Genomic DNA, 18836 nt, shown 5'->3' with positions numbered 1-18836 from the left:
TTTAGTATCCTACATTGACTGGAAAATCATGCACTTTCATCCAAAAAGAACCGAGCAATTTTGCCCGGTTCTCATATGCTACCCTAACGCCACGTCAAGAATCATCATCAGAACAAATCCAATCATTAGACTCATCGAGGCGAGGTCTTTATTTCCATTTTCCTGAGAGCTTGGGATAACCTCTTCTGCAACAACGAAGATCATCGCACCCGCTGCAAAGCTTAGTGCATACGGAAGCAATGGCTCGATGTAGGATACGGCAAATGCTCCTACTACAGCAGCGATTGGTTCGACCATTCCTGAAAATTGCCCGTAGAAGAAGCTTTTTCTGCGCGACATGCCATCTCCTCTTAATGGCATTGAAACCGCGACACCTTCGGGAAAATTTTGAATTCCGATTCCACGCGCCAATGTCAATGCACCCGCCAAAGAAGCTTCCGTTCCGCCATTTGCAAGGGCACCAAACGCAATTCCTACCGCCAATCCCTCTGGAATATTATGAAGGGTTATCGCGAGTACCAGCAGTGTACTTCGTTTTTGGCCCTTTGTATTTATTCCTTCCGCATCTTTGATCGGAGCATTTGGATGGAGATGAGGCAAAATTTTATCAATCCCCCAGAGAAAAACACCACCTAATAAGAATCCAAACGCCGCCGGAAACCATGCACCGATTTTGTGGTTACTGGACATCTCAATCGCTGGTCCCAATAACGACCAATAACTGGCGGCAATCATTACGCCACCAGCAAATCCCAGCATGCTATCTAATAAGCGCTGATTGATCGTCTTCGTTGCAAAAACAAGGGTAGCCCCAAGCGCAGTCATCCCCCAAGTAAACAATGTAGCAAGTAACGCCTGCATAACCGGATGAAAATTCTCGAAAAATGCAATCATTTTAAAACACCTTCTACTTTAAGTAAATTATTCATAGCTTAACCAAACTATCGGTTAAATATGGAGCTGGGTTTGATAGATTTCGGTTGAAGTTGGGAGGATATCGGTCCGAGTTGGTGGGATATCTGTCCAAAATATCAATTTATCGACACAAATTTTAATTATATCGGTCAACCCCTTAGTAACGACCGATTAAAGGGCCTTCTGGTTAATCCGGAAGTAGAACGTTTTTGGGATATCGGACAATATTTTTATTTTATCGGACATTGTGATACGGATATCGGACAATGTTGAATTTTTATCGGACATAGTTTGAAAGATATCGGACAAACCTAATATCTCCTCCTATTGAAAGCCTTCCGGTTCTTTCGGAAGGCAGAGTATCTAATGGGGTTTTATGATATCGGACCAAAATCTGATTTTATCGGACATTGGGGGACGATTATCGGACAGAACTGGAAGGTTATCGGACGAAGTTTAAAAGATATCGGACAGAGTTTAAAATATATCGGACAAACCTAAAACTATTCTATATAATGAACTCTACAAGAGGTGAGCACATGCAGAAGCTAGTTTTTGAAGAAGCGTGGGATCGGACGATTTCACAGAAAGACCGGGAAGAAATCAAACATATTTTTCATAAGGCAGTTACGAAACTGGAAACCGGAATTACATTCACAACCATCTGGGTTGCGGTTAATCACAAGAACGAGCGTCTAGTCACAACAATCGTACATAATAACACGGCACAAAATCTCTTATTCGAAAATACAACGCTAGAAATTTGGGATGGAGCTAATCATCTAGCTGAGCATACATTTACCCTTCCCGCTTTGAAAGTACCACCTGTAACCAGCATGCCGTGGACGTTTATTTTTCCGGCTAGTTTTGAGGTCCCAGATTCCGCCACATTACGACTAAAAAAAGAGAAGTAGACTCTATTTAGAATCCACTTTTCGCTTTTTATTTCACTGGGCCTTTTGTGATGTCGGTAAGCTTCGAATTGATGGCAAAGATTTTTGCGTTTACACCATTTATCCCAAAACCACCTAATCGTTTCGTATGCATATCGAGATATTTTTCAGCGGTTTCTGTTGTCTCGAATAAATAGATCCCACCCGCTTCTTTTGCTTCGGGATTTTCAGTCCAGATTTTCCAGATGAAGCCTGGTTCCTCGGTAATGCTTTTCGCTAAATCAGCGAACGCTTCAGCCATCTCATCCCCGAATGGTCCATCCATTTTAAAATCCACCTGTAATACGTAAGGCATTAAGATTCTCCTTTTATCAAAAGTTATTAATTTCTCACTGTTTTCAATGCAGTAGACCAAGCGATAACATCGTCTAGTGTATTTTTTAAGGAATCCTCATGGTGAGGGGCTGGATTAAATTTACTCATATCTTGAAAATCAGTGAATAGGCTCATCGCTACTGAAGGTCCAACAGTTGCAACCTTAGGTACTGTTAAAATAAGGCGTAAATCATTTGCAGCTGTTACACCTAAAGTTGAGCCGTAGCTTACAATTCCCGCTGCTTTGTGGTTCCACTCTACGTATAAATAATCAATTGCATCCTTTAAGCCAGAGGTAATAGCTTTATTATACTCAGGAGTCACAAAAATAAATCCATCGAGGCTCTTAATTTTTTCTGACCAAGCATGTGCTTCCGGTGCTTGATAATCCTGTGACATAATCGCTGGAATTGGTTCATTAAACTTTGGCAAGTTATACGCTTTAATATCTACTAGCTCAAATTCTGCATCCGTTCTTTTGTCCGCGATTGATTTTACCCATTCTGCAACCTGTAGATTTACTCTTGAATCTCTTGTACTTCCTGTAATAATACCGATTTTAACCATTCTTATTTCCTCCTAATGTTTATGATGTATCTTAACTATAACAAGTTCAAAAATAGGAGGACACCAACAGTAAATTGGTTTTGTTGTTTATCCAACACTTTTACTAAAGTGTATAAAAAATGACCACTATCCTAGATCTCTTTTGAGGGACTCGCAGCTCTAAAGGCTCGAAAAAGGACATAGCAGCCTATTATAAAGATGGTAAAAATTAAAATAAATTGCATGGCAAATCCATCAATTCCTACTACTTGCTTGAATAATTGGATTGGGTTGAAAAGGATATCCCAACTGTTAAATCGTAAGAATCTTCCAATGTAAACACCGATACCAGATAACAAGGATACTACTAACATTGCTAAAACACTCACAACTGTTGATGATTTTTTTCTTATGTTCCGTTCAAAAATGTATAAGGACTCTAAGCCAACTAATAAAGCAAATAAGAAACCAATTCCAATCACCAACAATTTTGCCCAAATCATAATTTCATTACTGTAGATAACGATGTTAGGCGAGTACATTTCGACCTCTTTTAGCCACATGAATTTATCGTCGGAAATATGGATGAAATCTGTTATCATATAAACCGAGTTTGGGAAAAACAATAACCAAAGAATCTTCCAAAGAACAGACCAGCCAATCTTTCCTTGCTCCTCAGCCATTTCCGCTTTTATAATAAAAAACAATGGCATTGTAGCTAACAGGACATTCCATGATAGCATTGCATAAAGAAAATTAACATTTGTAAAAAGCATGACAAAACAGATACACCAATAAACAATCATGAACAGTAATATTCCATTATATTTCTTTATAAATTCCCCCATAGCATAAAACTCCCAACATATATATTGAACATTAACAATTGAAAATATTGTTTAATTTCCTTTACTTTTTCTCCAAACCTTCCCAGGTTTGTATTAACCAATCTGCAAAAGCGATCTTTTCTTCAAATTGTGGATAATGGGCTGATTTTTCAAAGATAACAAAATCCTTATTAGGAGCCATGACGGTATCATAATAGGCTTTTGCTGAATTCGTAGATGTCATATAATCATATTTTCCCATGACAAAATAGAAAGGGATATCTAAGCTACTAACTATTGTCGTAATATCATGCTCCCTTTCCTCAGAAAGTAATATGCTCTGTGTAGCTGAAATCCCTTTTATATACCGAATAACATCAAGCAAATTATATTCGGGGTTCATTAGAAATCCCGTGTAATAATCCATATTATCATTAATTAACCTGGATGCCCCTCCATACTTCCGAACCAGATCTCTAGGGGTATGGGCTTCCCCTTTTTTAATAGAATTCTCTAGAAGCTTGAGTTTATCTACATCCTTTTGATTTCCGGCTTGATGTGCTTGACTAATTGTATAGTTGAGGCTATCTACTTCACTATTAGTAGAATTCGAAACTTGACCAATCCCGATATATGCAGCATATTTTTCAGGAGCAATACTCGCAGCCTTCATCCCTATGTATGTACCAAAAGAATGACCAATTAATAAAACCTTTTCTTGAGAAAATTCATTTTTCATATAGTCTGTTAGAGCCAATAGATCCTCCACATGTTGATCTGAAGAAATAGTAGAATAATCCTCAAAGAACTGATATGATTTTCCACTTCCTCTTTGGTCATAGTGAACAATTGTAAAATGCTCTTCAAGTAAATCCTGATACTTTCTTACATAAGGAATTTCAGAGCAACCCGGTCCACCATGTACGAAAATGATAATTGGATTGTTTCTATCAACACCTCTGATCATTACCTCAAGTTCTGTTCCGTTTATTTCTATGCTCTCTAATCTAGCAATGCTGTTTTCCCCTTTTATCTTAGGTGTCCAAGTAGGAAATAATAGAATAAGAACGATAAACAGAGTTATGGATATGAAAAAAATGATTGGCTTTCTTTTATTTTTCACATAGAAAACTCCTAACTATTAAACAGTCGCGCGCCCGATTGTATAACGTTCCTCGGAACCTACAACTCTTTTGCGTTTAAATCACTGGTTACTTTATGAACAACACTGCAAAATGTAAACTTTACAGGATAAAGCGAAAGAATAACAGCAACAATCAGGCTAAATGTCTTTACTCCTCCCGTTAGGTGTAACATATCGTTAATCAAGAAATTAGCCAGTTGAATAATTCCAAATAGAATACCCACCGAAACTATAAAGGCAAATAAGATTAAAAAGACTTGTAGGATTGACATCTGTATTATCTTTTTCAATTTCTTAATCCTACCATTACTAATTGAAAAACAAATATAAGTTAACGGAAGTAACAATGAGTTCCAGCTCGAATAACCAAATACAATCCACATACAACCATCCCTAATAGCAAAATCCACCCGATTATGTAAAATACTCTTTTATTCACTTACCTGGTTCTCCTTTTGAAAGAATTAAAGCATTAAATAACTCAGTTGTTGACCACAAGTTAAACAACTCACTTCACTAAACAGCACCGTTGCGCAAAAAAGTTGTTCTTTGGTAAACATATTTCTCCCTCACCTTTTATAAAACCAACATCTAATTTTCCAATTAGAATTCGAATATTCTGCCCGTTTGTACAATAACTTCTGCAAAAAGGCTACTTCTCCTTCTTAAAGGAAAGCAGCCCCTTGGATATCATTTACACTATGAATTTTGTAAACCAAGCTATGTATCTAGCTCCCCAGACGAACAAAAATTGAGCAAGTATTGTACCAAACAACCTAGAAGTTACCATCATTAACGACATACTCTTTAGTTTATTATAACTTCCTCGTTGATTAACAACATCATCTGCTATTACAGATAACTTGGGATCTATAAAGATAACCAAAAGTATTGTTGCGATTCCATTTATTAAACCTGATGCCATAATTGCAGTAGATGCTCTTTCTGGAGCCAATAAAGCGGCATATAGAGCGGATAAAACACCTATTGTATAGATGGCCGTAATGACCATATTTATAAAAAATAATCTAATGGGCATTTCTTTAACTCTTGTATCCTTTAAATATGTAAACTTAGGTAGACTAAAATGTGTTATGGCACGCTTTATGTACTGTAGAGAAAATATCCGTTTCAATAATAAAGGTACAGAACCTCTCTCCTCTGATAAATGTATGATTGCTCTTGAAAATAAAGCAATAAAGGTTGGAAGCAGAATGATCCCAAATACCGTTCCAGCAGTTGATGCACCAATGAGAATTCGAAATTGAGTTTCAACAAACTCCAAAGCATTCTCTTTTGGAGCATTGTCAATTAAACTCCCAGTGAAAGGTTGTTGCATCATATTCGCCAATCTTGAAACGATCACCATTATATTAAATAGCGATAAAGCTGAGGCTATCATTTTAACCCTTGCACCAGATAACCTTACAGCATAAGCTAGTGTTTCTATCGAATGGATGATAAAAATAAACAAAGCTATAAATAATAATTTTTCAGTTAAAAACTCCATCCTGTTACCTTCTTTTCCAAATGAATCTTAATAACCTAACTTTAACATAAACTCGAAGATAGAAATGTATTACTTTTATTTCCGACCCTTATGAATGCAAAACACTTTGAACAAAATATTTTGCATTCTCTGCGTCTCTTTTCTTAACAGACACAACATATTGTTTTTCGTAATTCTTGTCCATTCCGAAACTTCCAAAATTTCCTCTTGATGTACCAGGCCCCACCCATTTTCCTGAAGGGTCATTAGTTATATAGGTGTATTTAATGCCTTCCCTTTCTAAAATTGCCCTAACTTTTGATAGTTCTTCCAGTGAAAATCCTATATAAACATCTTCTTTATTAAAGAAAACCATATCTAGTCCCCCCTTTAATACTTCCAAAAGAAACTACTGCTTTTTACACACTATTCTGTACCGTTTGCACAAGAAATGAATAGTTTGATAAACAAAAACTAAGAAATTTCTTTTTTAAAATAAAAAATCGTGCCATTAACACCTGTTAATTCCCAACCTTCTTTGCCAAGCGAATTCAACTTATTAGTCATTACTGTATTAAAATCAATACCGTTCTACAATTGAATCTGGATGTTTTCCACTTTGTATTCAAATTGCTTCATTTAAGAACCTCTTAAGTTATTTGCTATGAATCTTATTTATAATACGATCCATATTAAAAATGGTTTCTACTTCAACTATCCAACTCCGTCTGTTCAATACAAAAAAGGTGGTTAATCCTTCTTAGATCAACACACCCGATAGTAAGATAACTCTGCAAATACGTTTCAATTTATTTGATGACTAACACACCCGTTTAGCATCCATAAAGCAGGAAAATCACTTGCTTCACCATAGAGAATAAAAAGGGCTTCACACCGTCAATACTGCTTCTACTGCCGGGCGAGGAAGGTCGCTGAATTATGGTGTTCTAGGACCAATCAACGCCACCCCAAGAGGATTGCAACTTTCGCAACAGAACAATTTGGCCAAGATGATACGTATCGTGCATCATGATATGGCTTAGTAAACGCTCAATAGAGTACCTGTTAGCTGCATACGGAGCTTTTAACTTTTCATCGTCAAGGTCCGCAATGACCGTTTTTAATTTTTTCATGACTTCATTAAGGCGCTGTACTGTCTCGGCCCACCCAATTTCGTCTTCTGGATCCCCTGGATTTCCAAAGGTTTCTTCATTGTCTTCCGCCTTATGCGGATTCTCTGTGCCCTTAATTCGATGGATTACGTCATCATTCCAAAATATCAAGTGGTTGACAATCTGCCAAATCGAATTGCTGATTCCCGAACTTGTCCAAGCTGCCTCAGCTGCGATTACTCCATGAAGCGCCTGGTCCAAGGATGCAAACCAATCATTCTCATGGCAATGCATGTCGAGTTGTTCTACAAACATTTTGGTTACAACTTGCATACAACCAATCTCCTCACTGTTTAGTTTGATCTTTCAAAGTTAAAAGATAAGAAAAATCTGACCTTTCAGAATACAACAAAACCTTGATCACTATGACTTATTCGGCTCATCCAGCTTTTATTCCTTCATCATGATAAATAAAGTACCCTTAGGCAGACCTTTTTGAGTGTCTACTTTATAGGGGACATTTTAATTCTTGAACATTGTCTTTTACACCATAAAGTTAGATGATTTTCCTAATTGTTCGTGTGGTGCCCCAAAATATAAAGCGGTACACAATTGCAATAATAGAAAAGGTAAGCTTGATTATTTTAATTTACTATTAACTAAATTCTCCCAATCCTCGAGCGACAATTTTTCTGTAGTATGTTTTAATTCATTAGGAACGTCAACATAACACATCAATTCTAAACTATTTCCATCTGGGTCATTAAAGTATACCGAAGCATTTCCTTGATTTGGTCTTACAAAAGGCTCAATTGATGTTCTCGTTCCAAAAGGAACAGGTTCAACTTGGATGGATTCAAGCCATTTTAATGACTCTTTTAAATCCTGAAATGTGACTCGAAAAGCAATATGCCTTAAAGATGGATGGTACGGAGTTTGGTATTCATTTCCTTCCCACAATCCCAACCAACTCTTCCCTTCTTCTATCCAAAAGAATGCAGTGTCTTCATCACGCCAAGCAAATTTCAAACCTAATTTTCGATAAAATTCAATGGAAACCTCCAAATTTTCCACAGGTAAATGTGCTTCATAAAGCCCCTTTATCATTTCTCCCATCCCCTATAAATAGAAATTTTGTATCTAAAAATTACCGTTAAAAGAATATTTTCCTCAACAATCCTAGCCTATTAGTTGAATAGCGAGTGCTGCTTGAAGCAATGCACTCGTTACTTCAATAAAAAATTATACTTTCTTTTCAAAAAAGGTTATGGATAGTTGTTCATTTACGATGACTTCTTTAATTTTTTGAAATCCATTCTTTTTATAAAAACAAACTGCTGGAATATCTTTAGAACCTGTCGCTGCTTTCAGTGTTTTTTTCGTTTTTTTTTATAGTAAAAAGTTTCCACATAACAAAGTGAACTACTACAAAAGTAATAAATCTCTATAAGGTTCATTCGTTCCATCCATCCACAATGTAATAAGAAAAAACCATCCAAATGATATTAACAGTAACATAGCAACATATTGTTCAATGCGTAAATTCATCTTATTCCCTCTAATAATAAATATTCTCAACAAACCTCCACCGTTAGCATAATAACTTCAACAAAAATAAGCGATAATCCTTCTTGGATTACCGCACCCATTTAATAACACTTATTCATTCTAAACACCACAATCGTAAAAAGCATTTGCCTTTATTCTACACATGTAATAAAATACTTACATATGATACATTTTAATTACGGTGATGAGTTGCTTTTGTTTTTAGAATCTTTGTCTAATCCTCACAGATTAAAAATTATTTCGGTTTTATCGGAAGGACAACAGTATGTAAGCGAGTTGGCACGTGAGTTAGGTATGAGTAGACCTTTACTTTATCTCCACTTACAAAAGCTTGAGGAGGCGAATTTGGTTTCAAGTAGAATGGAAATTTTAGAAAGTGGAAAAACAGCGAAATACTACATGCTTAATTCATTTCAGGTAGAAATCAATGAGGAAGTGATTTCTAATTTGGTACCAACATTAACCTTTAAAAAGAAAAACACATAAGTACAAAGGAGAGTTCATTAATGAGTGGAATAATGGGTTTAGTAAATTTATTAGTTTTTATCGGATTGGTTATTTTAGTTATTTATTTTATTGTCTTAAAGCCTATTAAAAGGTATGAAAAAAGGGCAAATGAACAGTTAATGCTTCAACGTGAAAATACTCTAACACTTCAAAATAGAATAGATGATTTAAATGAGAGATTAGCAGGCATTGAAAAAATGCTAAAAGAAGTCGAATGAGAAAAATGCAAACTCGACGAACTCTCTATTTGAGTTCGTCTTTTGCATTCAATTAGTTGATGAACTACTGTTTCATAAGCGGAAAGGAAGGGTTAAATTAAGTGCTAGAATGAGATTTCAAAAATGATCGTTTGCTATTCCCGTATTAAATACCTAGTTTCAACATTATTTAATGTTGAACTTCTTTATGATTTTTATCCAAAGGAATGACCAACTCTAATTCCTTCATTTCTTTCCTTCGCCCTACATCATCAATATTATTAGGCTTGAGTGTAAATGACTTTGGTAAAGTATCCATTGGAGGCAAAGTCAGGACCATATGTCTTCCGTTGTTTCCTGCCATACCTTCTTGCAGTTTAAGTCCTTCATATACATTACCTTTATCATCGACTATGGAAAAATTAAACCATGGCCATGTATCGTTCTCATCCATTTCAGCAGGGTAATCAATCGTTAAATCTATTCTTGTTGATAGAGGTGAAAATGTTACTTTGTCGGCTGTTAAAGTATAAACATCATCAACTGTTTCTGCTTTCACTTCCGGATAGAACTCGGATATATCACCTTTTATTTTACTTAGTGGGAAAGCCACCATCCACTTACCCTCATATCCAAATAAATTTTCTCCATGCACCGCAATCTCAACTTTATCACCGTATTCATTATAATTTGATAAGGTAAATTGGTGATGTTCAATTATTGTTTTCGAGTTTATATCATCTTGGCCTGTTGAACCAATCGCTGGTTTGACTGGCTGTCCGTTAATTGTTATATAATTATAGCCGACAATTTCTTCTTTTAGTGAAAGATCTTTTTCTCCTGTGTAAACTACTGTTACGATTAACCGGCCACCATCGTAAGCAGCTTCTTTTACAGTCATTGTTATTCCATCATGGCTATCTTGTTCTTCAATCACCGTCATAAGTTGTTCACTTTCAATTTTATCAGAGGCAATGTCTCTAAAATCCTTATAAATCGGTCCAATAAGTGGTATATTGGATAACGCTTCTGCCATTCCAGTTGAAACAAACCCGGAGCCAAGTAGGGTGATACATAATCCACATGCAACCAGTATTGAATGCTTAGTTGTTCTTCCAACTTTTCGTCTTTTCTTTGCAAGGTACATAGCCGCCTTCTCCCTAGCAACTAACTTCTCAAGTGGTATGTCTATGTTATCGATAGATCGATTAAACTTTTCTTTATTCATAAAAATAGCCCTCCTTTAAAATTGGCCTAAGCTCTTTTTGCGCTCTATTCAAGTGCGATTTTACCGTTCCTTCTGGGTAATTCATGATTTTGGCAATTTCCTTAATTGATAGATCGTGATAATACCTCAGCAAAATAATGGTCTTGTATTTGGGATCCAAGAATTTAAAGGCTTCTGATAAGTCCATTGAATGAGCTATGTAATCGATGTTTTCTTTAGATATTAATTCAGCAAATATTTCCTCATTATCTGTAGTAAAATGTCGGGACTCTTTTCGAATAAAATCAATAGATTTAAAAACGAGAATCTTTATAATCCAGCTTTGAAAACTCTCTGGTTTTTTTAACATCTTAAGAGAAGTGTAGGCCTTATAAATTGTTTCTTGATAAATATCAAGGGCATCTTGTTCATTTCTAACGTATGAATAGGCCGTCCGATACAATTTATGGCGAACAGTACTAATCAATTGTTCGAATGCTTCATCATTACCTTTATTTGCTTTTTGTACTAATTTAACTATATCCATTTAAATTTCCCCTCCTGTACACAATAAAGTCGAATAGGTAAGTGGAAACGTTGCAAAATAATTAAAAAATGCTGTAAAGTGACAATAAAGTTTATTAATTTCCAAAACCTACAACACGAATAACCCCGTTCTAAATAATGACGGGGTAAAAATAATTTTCCGTAATATTCCGTATAAATTATTGTGAATATCCAGTTTTCTTTAAGGCTGTTGCTCAATTAAATGGCCCGATTGTCGAGCAGAAGTTAAACATCGATCTTCAACTATTGCACCCGTTCGTACAACAAGCCTTATGTCTTAATATCCGATTTTATTTTTTCAACAATTACAAATATAAAATATAAGAGAATTAATGCGATAGAAATGCCAAGATATAATTCAAATTTTGATAAAAACAATTCTTTGTCCAACCATCTGCTGGCAATAAAAATGTAGCTAAAAAATTAGAAATCCCTATACCATCATTAGCTTCAGGAATTAAACTCAATGTATAGTTTTGACCCAAAGCAACACTCGAAAGAATTGCGAAAGCTATCATTAGTATTACAGCTTGAGACATTTTCATTTTTCTTTTTGAAATGAAAAACCCAGCTATAATTCCGTATAACACTAATATAACGAAAATCATAAGATTCCTCCCTAATTAGTCCCTTTAATTTAATAATTAAGATTGAAAGCCCTTTAAGTTTCAATTTATCTTGTTAAACTAACCCGCCCCTTTAGTACGATATCTTCTCTAAACTGGTGTTACACTAATTGTGCATTTAATCTAAATTTCAAATCAGTACATATGTAGCAAGAATTATAAATAATTGAAAACAAAAAAGACAAAACCCCTCACATATTTTGAGGGGTTTTTTGAACTTAAGGATTTTACTGTAGTTTGAAAACTACTTAAATCCCTTCTGTATTTAGAGCTCAAAGAGTCATTTCACCGCGTCCTTAAGTGCTTTCCCACTTTTAAATGCAGGTACTTTGCTTGCTGCAATGTGTATTTCTTCTCCAGTTTGAGGGTTACGCCCTTTACGTGCTGAACGTTCGCGGACTTCAAACGTGCCGAAACCTAATAAAGCAACGTTATCACCGTTTGATAATGTATTAGAGATTGATTCAAAAACCGCATCTACAGCTTTTGCTGAATCTTTTTTAGTTAGCTCACTTTTCTCTGCTACAATACTGATCAATTCTGTCTTATTCATGTGTATTTCTCCTTTCATGCCTCAAAGTGTTACTTTTTTATATTATATAAACAAAAAGGATAAGTTCCTCTCTGTTAATACCATTCGTCCATTTAACAATGTTGATCATTCCTATTCAATACATCACCACAGTATATACTAGTTCCTTCATCCAGATATCCATTTACAACAGGAACTACTTCATCTTTTACGATATTCTCTAATATTACATTACTTATAATATCGGATTGAATCCCAAAGAGTTAAGAGAATACCTCAAATAATAAAATAACCCTCTCTTCAAGGAGACGGGTACCTAGACTTATGCAGTTCCCATATTTGGGGTTACTTCTTCACCTGTAGACACATACAATTTTGGTTTTAATTCACCTTCAAAAAGCTCAACTAAAACCTTTAATCAACACCAACCATAGAACCTCTAACCTTTTCATATGCTTTTTCAATATTCACCAATAAATCCTTCCGAAATATATCACTGCATATAAAAACATTCGTAATTTCACTTTTTACCGATAAATAGGCAAATTCTAAACTTTTAATAACAGACAAATTTTGCAATTTTTGAGTAGACATTTGGTTCACTATTTCTTTTTCGAAATATTCAACAGTTCCAAATAACACAGTCAAGATAAACATCTCCTTATTATATAAAAATCAAGGCTAGAGCAGCCAATATCTGTTAAACTAACTACCATACTAATTTATATTTACAGTTGGATATGAGTTTTTGATCATTCTTAAACATACTGTCTTGTTTGTTTCACTTTATTTAATAATATTTAAAGCGACTTTTTTCTATTGTATCTAGCCCTACGACATTCCGAACAATTCATAAAGCGATTTCCTTTATCATAAAAGTCATTAACGGATTTTAGTTCTTAACACTTAAAACAAACTTGTTCTTTACTGATAGTCTTCACCTTATTTCAACCTTCTTTCGTATTAATAAAGATTCTTTTAATAGCCATTTATAGAAACTCTTTTGTTTTTAATAAAAAAATCCACCAAAAAAGATGGTGGATAAATTTGAATAATGGTTATTTCTATAACCGATATATTTATTCACAAATTTTTTGGCAACTCGGCTATCATAGTTATCAGAACTTTAGGCTCGTAGCTTTGCGTCCTTACCTTTCGATAAGTTTGCCTTTTTCGGTATAGTATTTTTATATGTAGTACTTTTGACTTATATAGAATAAGACAAAATTCGCTAAATTTCAACAAATTTTATTCGAAGTGAAGTAATTACCAAATAGATTACAATAATTTCTGAACAAATTGTTGTAACCTTTCTTTTCAATGATCTAATTATGAATGTTTGTATTATAGGCTTGTCCATAGGTTATAGACTACTTTTTATTGGGTGTTTTTTGCAAACTAATAGGTGCAGAGCTTTGCAAGGAAAAATAACAAAGTCTGATACGCACTCTTATCCTTACAGTTTAATTCTTATATAGGTTCTATCATCAAATGATACATTTCCTTTTACCATACCCTTTGTTGACATGTTTTCATAAATACATAGTGGATCTTCTTTAATTATTCTGGCTAATTCTGCTTCTGTTTCTTCCAAAGTCCCCCAAATTTTCGGATAACCATCTGTTGCCAACGAGAGTTCTGTCACATTTTCTGGAACCTTAATAGTTTTTATTAATTCTTGAGGGATCGGGTTACCATTTACACTTCCATAGCTAAGGGGATGATTCGGATCGGCATTTTGGAAGTTATATTGTTTTTGAATTAAAGGTTTGATGAGGTCAAACCCAAAATCTCCTACCTCTAAAATCTCTTCCACTGTTTTCCCCTTCATGATTTCAGCCTGAACCACAACACTCCTTGCTTCTGCTAAAACTTCATCGATATGTTTAATATTTTGGTAAATGTCTCCACTAAAGAAGCACTGGCAATCTCCTACTATCCATATTTTACTTCTCTGCCTACTATAAAGAATCATGGCTGCACTTGGACGAAGATAGGAAGTGGTCTTTACTTCTTCAGCAATCCCCATGTATTGATATAAAGTTTCAAAATACGTATTAATAACCTCCAAGATTTCACTGAAATCTTCATTACCTGATAAGGTACCAATCGCTTGTTTCACAGTACCTGTAGCTAGTTGTCCCTGTGTTTTCCCATCATAATAGCGACCTGAGACACTTGTTGCCCCATCTATCACAGCAACAAAATTTTGATCAAAAAAATAGGAATCCTCACAGGTTTCTATATCTCCTGTCTTTGATTGAATTAATTTCTCAATGATTTCCATTGTAAATCCTCCATATGATAATTTTAATTGAGTTTATTATAATCTTTATAATACTGGACCTAAGTAAGTTAACTGCTTCGCTTTTTATGGTAATACCAAGTCCTGTAAATTTCAAACTAATATTCAAAAAGATGGATATGTAGGTATAAAAACACATAATCTAACGGATTCTTTTCATAGAGACAAAAGAACCAATCCTCTTATCCCTCTCTCGGAAAAATAAAGGTAAACTTCGGAACAGTCCCCCATCCACCCCTAAATCATTTTTCTGCACCATTAATAGTGCAAAAATGGATATGGATATTTAGGACTATTGGATTTAACATTAAGGTATCAAAACAGCTAAGGAGTGATTCGATGAGTATGCTGGATACCATTAGTCGGATTCCAACCCAATTACAGATGATCGTTGATAACAAGGACAAGCTACTCTCTAAAGTTCAAGGTCTTTTGAAAGCGCATTCTAGCTTCAAAAGGATTGTTATCATTGCATCTGGTACCTCTTACAATGCGGCGTTTACAACAAAAAGTTTCGCTGAAAATGTAACCGGTTTACCAGTCGAGATTATTTACCCGAATATATTTATTAATTACTATAATCAAGCATTGCTGAGTGATGAGAATTTATATATCTTCATTTCACAAGGTGGGAAAACAAAGCTCGTATACGAATCTTTAAAACTAGTTAAATCAAAGGGATATCAAACCATCTCCCTTACGGAGTCATTGGATACTCCTATCGCTCAATTGGCGGATGTAGCACTTGAAATTGGATCTGATAACGAAGAGTATCTTTACCGAACATTAGGATATTCTGCAACTTGTGCAACCTTGTTTTGGCTATATCTATCGATTTTACAAAGTAACAACAAAGCGACCGATGAAGATATTCAAACATTTGCCGATGATTATTCTTTAATGATTGATAACTTACCTATGATTAAACAAAACACTCTTGAATGGTATAAAAACCATAAATATTCATTAATGCGGAAATCAAGCTTTTTGTTTTCTGGAACCAATGATCTATGGCCTGTCGCACAAGAAGCGGATATTAAATTCATGGAAATGCTGCCAATCGTTACAAATAGTTTTGAATTAGAAGAGTTGATCCATGGACCACAAAATGCGTTTGATGGTAACATTGGATATTTCATTCTAAAACGATCAGGTGAGGATTCAGAAAAAGCTGAAAAAATTGCCAAATTCATTAATAATGAGATTGCACCCTGTTATTTAATTGGGGATACACCATCCGTTGACTTCAATGTGGATCCGAAAAGCAAGTATTTTAGTAGTTTAGAGTATATTACCTTTTTCCAAGTCCTTGCTTACCTACTCGCTACGGACAAAGGACGAGATTTAACCAGGGGCATATATCCACAAGTGGTAAATTACATTAACAAAACTTTTTAACATACAATAAGGTGGTTGTTTAGAAATGAAGAAAATATTAGTAGCAACACATGCGAAGTTTGCAGAAGGTATTTGTTCCGCAATAAATTTAATTTTAGGAGAACAAAAAAACCTTCATTACATCAATGCCTACGTGGACGAAACACCTTTTAATGAAAAACTAGAAAGCTTCCTAACTGAAGAAATTTCAGGTGAAGATAAGTTGATAATCTTTACCGATCTATTTGGTGGAAGTGTTAACCAGACTAGTCTTAGGTATTTAACTAGAGAAAATATTTACCTTATTTCTGGTGTAAACCTTCCAGTTTTGTTAGAGGCCATTATGCTGGATGATGATAGTGTCAATGAAGCTAAACTCAAGGTGCTAGTCAATAGCTGTAAAGAGCAAATTATCTTTGCAAATGATGAAGTGAAAAACCTTAACAATGATTCAGACGATGATTTTGATATTTAATATGGAGGGATAAAACATGATTATAAAAATGAGAATTGACGATCGCTTACTACATGGACAGGTTGCCTATAGCTGGAAATCAGCTTTATCCTATGAGGCCATTGTAATCGCTGATGACAATGTTGCTACTGATGAAGTTCGAAAAATGGCGCTTAAATTAAGCAATCCGGATGGAGTTAGACTTGCCATTCGCTCAGTAGAAGATGCCGCAACTCTAGTAAAAAACCCTAAGCTTCAAGCTATGAAAGTCTTTGTCATATTTGCAAATCCAAAAGCAGCCTATGAATTTATCGAAAAAATTGATGAAAAACCAGTTCTAAATGTTGGCGGAATGCAAATGCACGATGACAAAGTATTGCTTTCACCGGCCGTGTATGTATCTAAAGAAGACATCTCTTATTTAGACAAAATCCAAGAAAAAGGGATTGAAATTGAAGTTCGTCAAGTTCCAACTGAAAATGCAAAAAACTACAATGATCTAAAAAATAAACTTTCATTCTAAATTTTAAGTAAGGGGGATACATTTATGCTAACAGCATTAATGATTGGTTTGATCTTAGCAGTTCTATGGTTTATAGAAAAAATGCTTGGTACACCAATGGTCATTCGACCAATAGTTGTTTCATCAATTGTTGGAGCAGCCTTAGGTGACCTGCAAACTGGTATATTAGTAGGTGCAACACTAGAGTTAGTGTTCATGGGATTCATTCAAGTTGGAGGCGCAGTCCCACCTGATGTTCTGGTAGGAGCAGGTCTCGGTACATCATTTGCTATTATGAGTGGGAATGGTGCAGAAGTTGCGCTTGCATTAGCTTTACCTATCGCATTATTAGCTCAATCTTTAAAGGTTGTCGTATTTATTGTTCGAAGCTGGTTCATGAACTTCGCCATGAAATTAGCAAGGGAAGCTAATGTCAAAGGGCTCTACACTTTGAATATAGCTGGACTCTTACTTCAATGTGCAATGTATTTCGTAGTTGGTTTTGTAGCTATTCTATTTGGATCTAAAGCAGTAGAAGGCTTTGTAAACAATATTCCTGAAGTAATCATGAATGGATTACAAGTTGCAGGTGGATTATTACCAGCAGTCGGTTTTGCCTTATTACTACTACCTATGATGAAGAAAACAAATATCCTGTACTTCCTGTTTGGTTTTGCATTATTTGCTTATATGAATCTACCAATCTTAGGTATTACCCTTTTTGGTGTCATACTTGCCTTCGTCATTGTTTATGAAATAAAGGATAAAGATGTACAAGCAGCTGGTACTAACGCACAAGCGGACGAGGAGGAGTTATTCGATGTCTGAGAAAAAGAAATTGACCAAAGATGAAAAGAAATTAATGCGGGAAATATTTTGGAACTCATTTCTCTTAGAAGCGTCCTACAATTATGAAAGACAACAGGCACTTGGCTTCTCACTCGGGATGTGGCCAGCCATCAAACGCTTTTACAAAAATAAAAAGGACCAAGCAGAAGCTTTAGAACGTCACATGAGCATTTTCAATACGACTCCACATATCGTAACCACGATTACTGGAGTTGCAACAGCTCTTGAAAAAGAAGCCAGTCAAAATCCTTCCTTTGATAAAAATATTATTAACAACGTAAAAGTTGGATTGATGGGACCATTTGCAGGTATCGGTGACTCTCTATTCTGGGGAACAATAAGAATTATTGCCGTTGGGATTGGATTATCCTTAGCACAACAAGGCAGTATTTTAGGACCACTTTTATTCTTATTACTATTTAATGTCCCACATATGCTAGTCCGATATTATGGCGGTGTCTTTGGCTATAAATTCGGAACATCGATCATGGACAAGGCGAATAGCTCTGGGATCATGCAAAAGATTTCCAAAGGAGCGACCATAGTCGGATTGATGGTTATTGGTGCGATGACTGCCTCGATGGTAAAACTCGAGTCCGCACTCATTTTTAAAGTTGGGGAAGAACAAATACCAATGCAGGATTATCTAAATCAGATTTTCCCACTATTATTGCCATTGCTTTATACAATCTTTATGTACTATTTATTGAAAAAAGGCATGAAGCCAACAACTATTCTTTTAATTACCATTGCAATCGGTATTGGCGGATCGCTCTTAGGCATTATCTAAAAAGCAACTATGATAAAATTACTGTAATCTACTGATTACAGTAATTTTTTTAG

25 protein-coding genes and 1 riboswitch are annotated in these 18836 nt (G+C 35.2%); of the genes, 9 read left to right on the top strand and 16 right to left on the bottom strand.

The annotated features are described in order from the left end of the window. Positions 1-78 precede the first annotated feature (78 nt). Positions 79-894: a ZIP family metal transporter gene (locus V7147_RS10505; RefSeq protein WP_335367806.1), complete on the bottom strand. Its 816-nt coding sequence runs from the start codon at positions 892-894 to the stop codon at positions 79-81. A 387-nt stretch (positions 895-1281) separates the two neighbouring features. Between V7147_RS10505 and V7147_RS10500 the strand changes: the two genes are divergently transcribed. After that, complete coding sequence (locus V7147_RS10500) at positions 1282-1416, top strand: hypothetical protein (RefSeq protein WP_335367805.1); 135 nt, start codon at positions 1282-1284, stop codon at positions 1414-1416. Between the two features lie 38 nt (positions 1417-1454). After that, positions 1455-1829 (top strand): SLAP domain-containing protein, encoded by a 375-nt coding sequence (locus V7147_RS10495; protein ID WP_335367804.1) that lies wholly within the window; start codon positions 1455-1457, stop codon positions 1827-1829. A gap of 28 nt (positions 1830-1857) precedes the next feature. On the opposite strand, the gene V7147_RS10490 is transcribed toward V7147_RS10495, so the two are convergent. The 9 genes from V7147_RS10490 to V7147_RS10450 form a co-directional block, all read right to left on the bottom strand. Continuing rightward, on the bottom strand, positions 1858-2163 hold the full coding sequence (locus V7147_RS10490) for a monooxygenase (RefSeq protein WP_335367803.1): 306 nt from the start codon (positions 2161-2163) through the stop codon (positions 1858-1860). A gap of 26 nt (positions 2164-2189) precedes the next feature. Then, positions 2190-2750 (bottom strand): NADPH-dependent FMN reductase, encoded by a 561-nt coding sequence (locus V7147_RS10485; RefSeq protein WP_335367802.1) that lies wholly within the window; start codon positions 2748-2750, stop codon positions 2190-2192. Between the two features lie 131 nt (positions 2751-2881). Next, entirely contained in the window at positions 2882-3577 is a 696-nt protein-coding gene (locus tag V7147_RS10480) for a DUF1361 domain-containing protein (RefSeq protein ID WP_335367801.1), read from the bottom strand. 61 nt (positions 3578-3638) lie between these two features. After that, a complete protein-coding gene (locus tag V7147_RS10475; protein WP_335367800.1) occupies positions 3639-4679 on the bottom strand; it encodes an alpha/beta fold hydrolase in 1041 nt (346 codons plus the stop codon). 59 nt (positions 4680-4738) lie between these two features. Next, on the bottom strand, positions 4739-4990 hold the full coding sequence (locus V7147_RS10470; RefSeq protein WP_335367799.1) for a hypothetical protein: 252 nt from the start codon (positions 4988-4990) through the stop codon (positions 4739-4741). A 404-nt stretch (positions 4991-5394) separates the two neighbouring features. After that, complete coding sequence (locus tag V7147_RS10465; RefSeq protein WP_335367798.1) at positions 5395-6210, bottom strand: lipid II flippase Amj family protein; 816 nt, start codon at positions 6208-6210, stop codon at positions 5395-5397. A gap of 88 nt (positions 6211-6298) precedes the next feature. Continuing rightward, a complete protein-coding gene (locus V7147_RS10460; protein ID WP_335367797.1) occupies positions 6299-6565 on the bottom strand; it encodes a hypothetical protein in 267 nt (88 codons plus the stop codon). Between the two features lie 571 nt (positions 6566-7136). Further along, the gene (locus V7147_RS10455; RefSeq protein WP_335367796.1) at positions 7137-7634 is read right to left on the bottom strand and encodes a DinB family protein; all 498 of its coding nucleotides are present in this window, start codon (positions 7632-7634) and stop codon (positions 7137-7139) included. Positions 7635-7940: 306 nt separating this feature from the next. Next, positions 7941-8408 carry a VOC family protein gene (locus tag V7147_RS10450; RefSeq protein WP_335367795.1) on the bottom strand — a complete coding sequence of 156 codons (468 nt, stop codon included), beginning with the start codon at positions 8406-8408 and terminating at the stop codon, positions 7941-7943. 657 nt (positions 8409-9065) lie between these two features. Between V7147_RS10450 and V7147_RS10445 the strand changes: the two genes are divergently transcribed. Then, complete coding sequence (locus V7147_RS10445; RefSeq protein ID WP_335367794.1) at positions 9066-9356, top strand: ArsR/SmtB family transcription factor; 291 nt, start codon at positions 9066-9068, stop codon at positions 9354-9356. A 20-nt stretch (positions 9357-9376) separates the two neighbouring features. Then, entirely contained in the window at positions 9377-9595 is a 219-nt protein-coding gene (locus V7147_RS10440) for a hypothetical protein (protein ID WP_335367793.1), read from the top strand. Positions 9596-9764: 169 nt separating this feature from the next. Here V7147_RS10440 and V7147_RS10435 read toward each other — a convergent pair whose 3' ends face one another. From V7147_RS10435 to V7147_RS10410, 6 genes are all read right to left on the bottom strand, one after another. After that, positions 9765-10802, bottom strand: coding sequence for a DUF4179 domain-containing protein (locus V7147_RS10435; RefSeq protein WP_335367792.1), 1038 nt, complete (start codon positions 10800-10802; stop codon positions 9765-9767). Beyond that, entirely contained in the window at positions 10795-11328 is a 534-nt protein-coding gene (locus tag V7147_RS10430) for a sigma-70 family RNA polymerase sigma factor (protein WP_335367791.1), read from the bottom strand. Before V7147_RS10430 ends, V7147_RS10435 begins: the two co-directional genes overlap by 8 nt. 349 nt (positions 11329-11677) lie before the next feature. Next, a complete protein-coding gene (locus V7147_RS10425; RefSeq protein ID WP_335367790.1) occupies positions 11678-11956 on the bottom strand; it encodes a hypothetical protein in 279 nt (92 codons plus the stop codon). Positions 11957-12254: 298 nt separating this feature from the next. Continuing rightward, complete coding sequence (locus tag V7147_RS10420; protein WP_335367789.1) at positions 12255-12527, bottom strand: HU family DNA-binding protein; 273 nt, start codon at positions 12525-12527, stop codon at positions 12255-12257. 393 nt (positions 12528-12920) lie between these two features. Next, positions 12921-13154: a hypothetical protein gene (locus V7147_RS10415; RefSeq protein ID WP_335367788.1), complete on the bottom strand. Its 234-nt coding sequence runs from the start codon at positions 13152-13154 to the stop codon at positions 12921-12923. Between the two features lie 445 nt (positions 13155-13599). After that, positions 13600-13685: riboswitch (cyclic di-GMP riboswitch) on the bottom strand. Positions 13686-13962: 277 nt separating this feature from the next. Next, entirely contained in the window at positions 13963-14793 is an 831-nt protein-coding gene (locus V7147_RS10410; RefSeq protein WP_335367787.1) for a hypothetical protein, read from the bottom strand. 357 nt (positions 14794-15150) lie between these two features. On the opposite strand from V7147_RS10410, the gene V7147_RS10405 reads away from it, so the two are divergent. From V7147_RS10405 to V7147_RS10385, 5 genes are read left to right on the top strand one after another with little or no spacing between them, the layout of a single operon-like run. Further along, positions 15151-16209, top strand: a complete 1059-nt coding sequence (locus V7147_RS10405) for an SIS domain-containing protein (protein ID WP_335367786.1) — start codon at positions 15151-15153, stop codon at positions 16207-16209. 25 nt (positions 16210-16234) lie between these two features. After that, entirely contained in the window at positions 16235-16663 is a 429-nt protein-coding gene (locus tag V7147_RS10400; protein WP_335367785.1) for a PTS sugar transporter subunit IIA, read from the top strand. Between the two features lie 16 nt (positions 16664-16679). After that, positions 16680-17165 (top strand): PTS system mannose/fructose/N-acetylgalactosamine-transporter subunit IIB, encoded by a 486-nt coding sequence (locus V7147_RS10395; RefSeq protein ID WP_335367784.1) that lies wholly within the window; start codon positions 16680-16682, stop codon positions 17163-17165. A gap of 24 nt (positions 17166-17189) precedes the next feature. Beyond that, complete coding sequence (locus V7147_RS10390; protein WP_335367783.1) at positions 17190-17972, top strand: PTS mannose/fructose/sorbose/N-acetylgalactosamine transporter subunit IIC; 783 nt, start codon at positions 17190-17192, stop codon at positions 17970-17972. Continuing rightward, positions 17965-18783 (top strand): PTS system mannose/fructose/sorbose family transporter subunit IID, encoded by an 819-nt coding sequence (locus V7147_RS10385; protein ID WP_335367782.1) that lies wholly within the window; start codon positions 17965-17967, stop codon positions 18781-18783. Before V7147_RS10390 ends, V7147_RS10385 begins: the two co-directional genes overlap by 8 nt. The last annotated feature ends 53 nt before the right edge of the window (positions 18784-18836 follow it).

The sequence above is a fragment of the Bacillus sp. JJ1521 genome (assembly GCF_036965165.1).
Lineage (GTDB): Bacteria > Bacillota > Bacilli > Bacillales > Bacillaceae_L > Ferdinandcohnia.
This window is presented reverse-complemented; position numbering and strand designations above follow the sequence as displayed.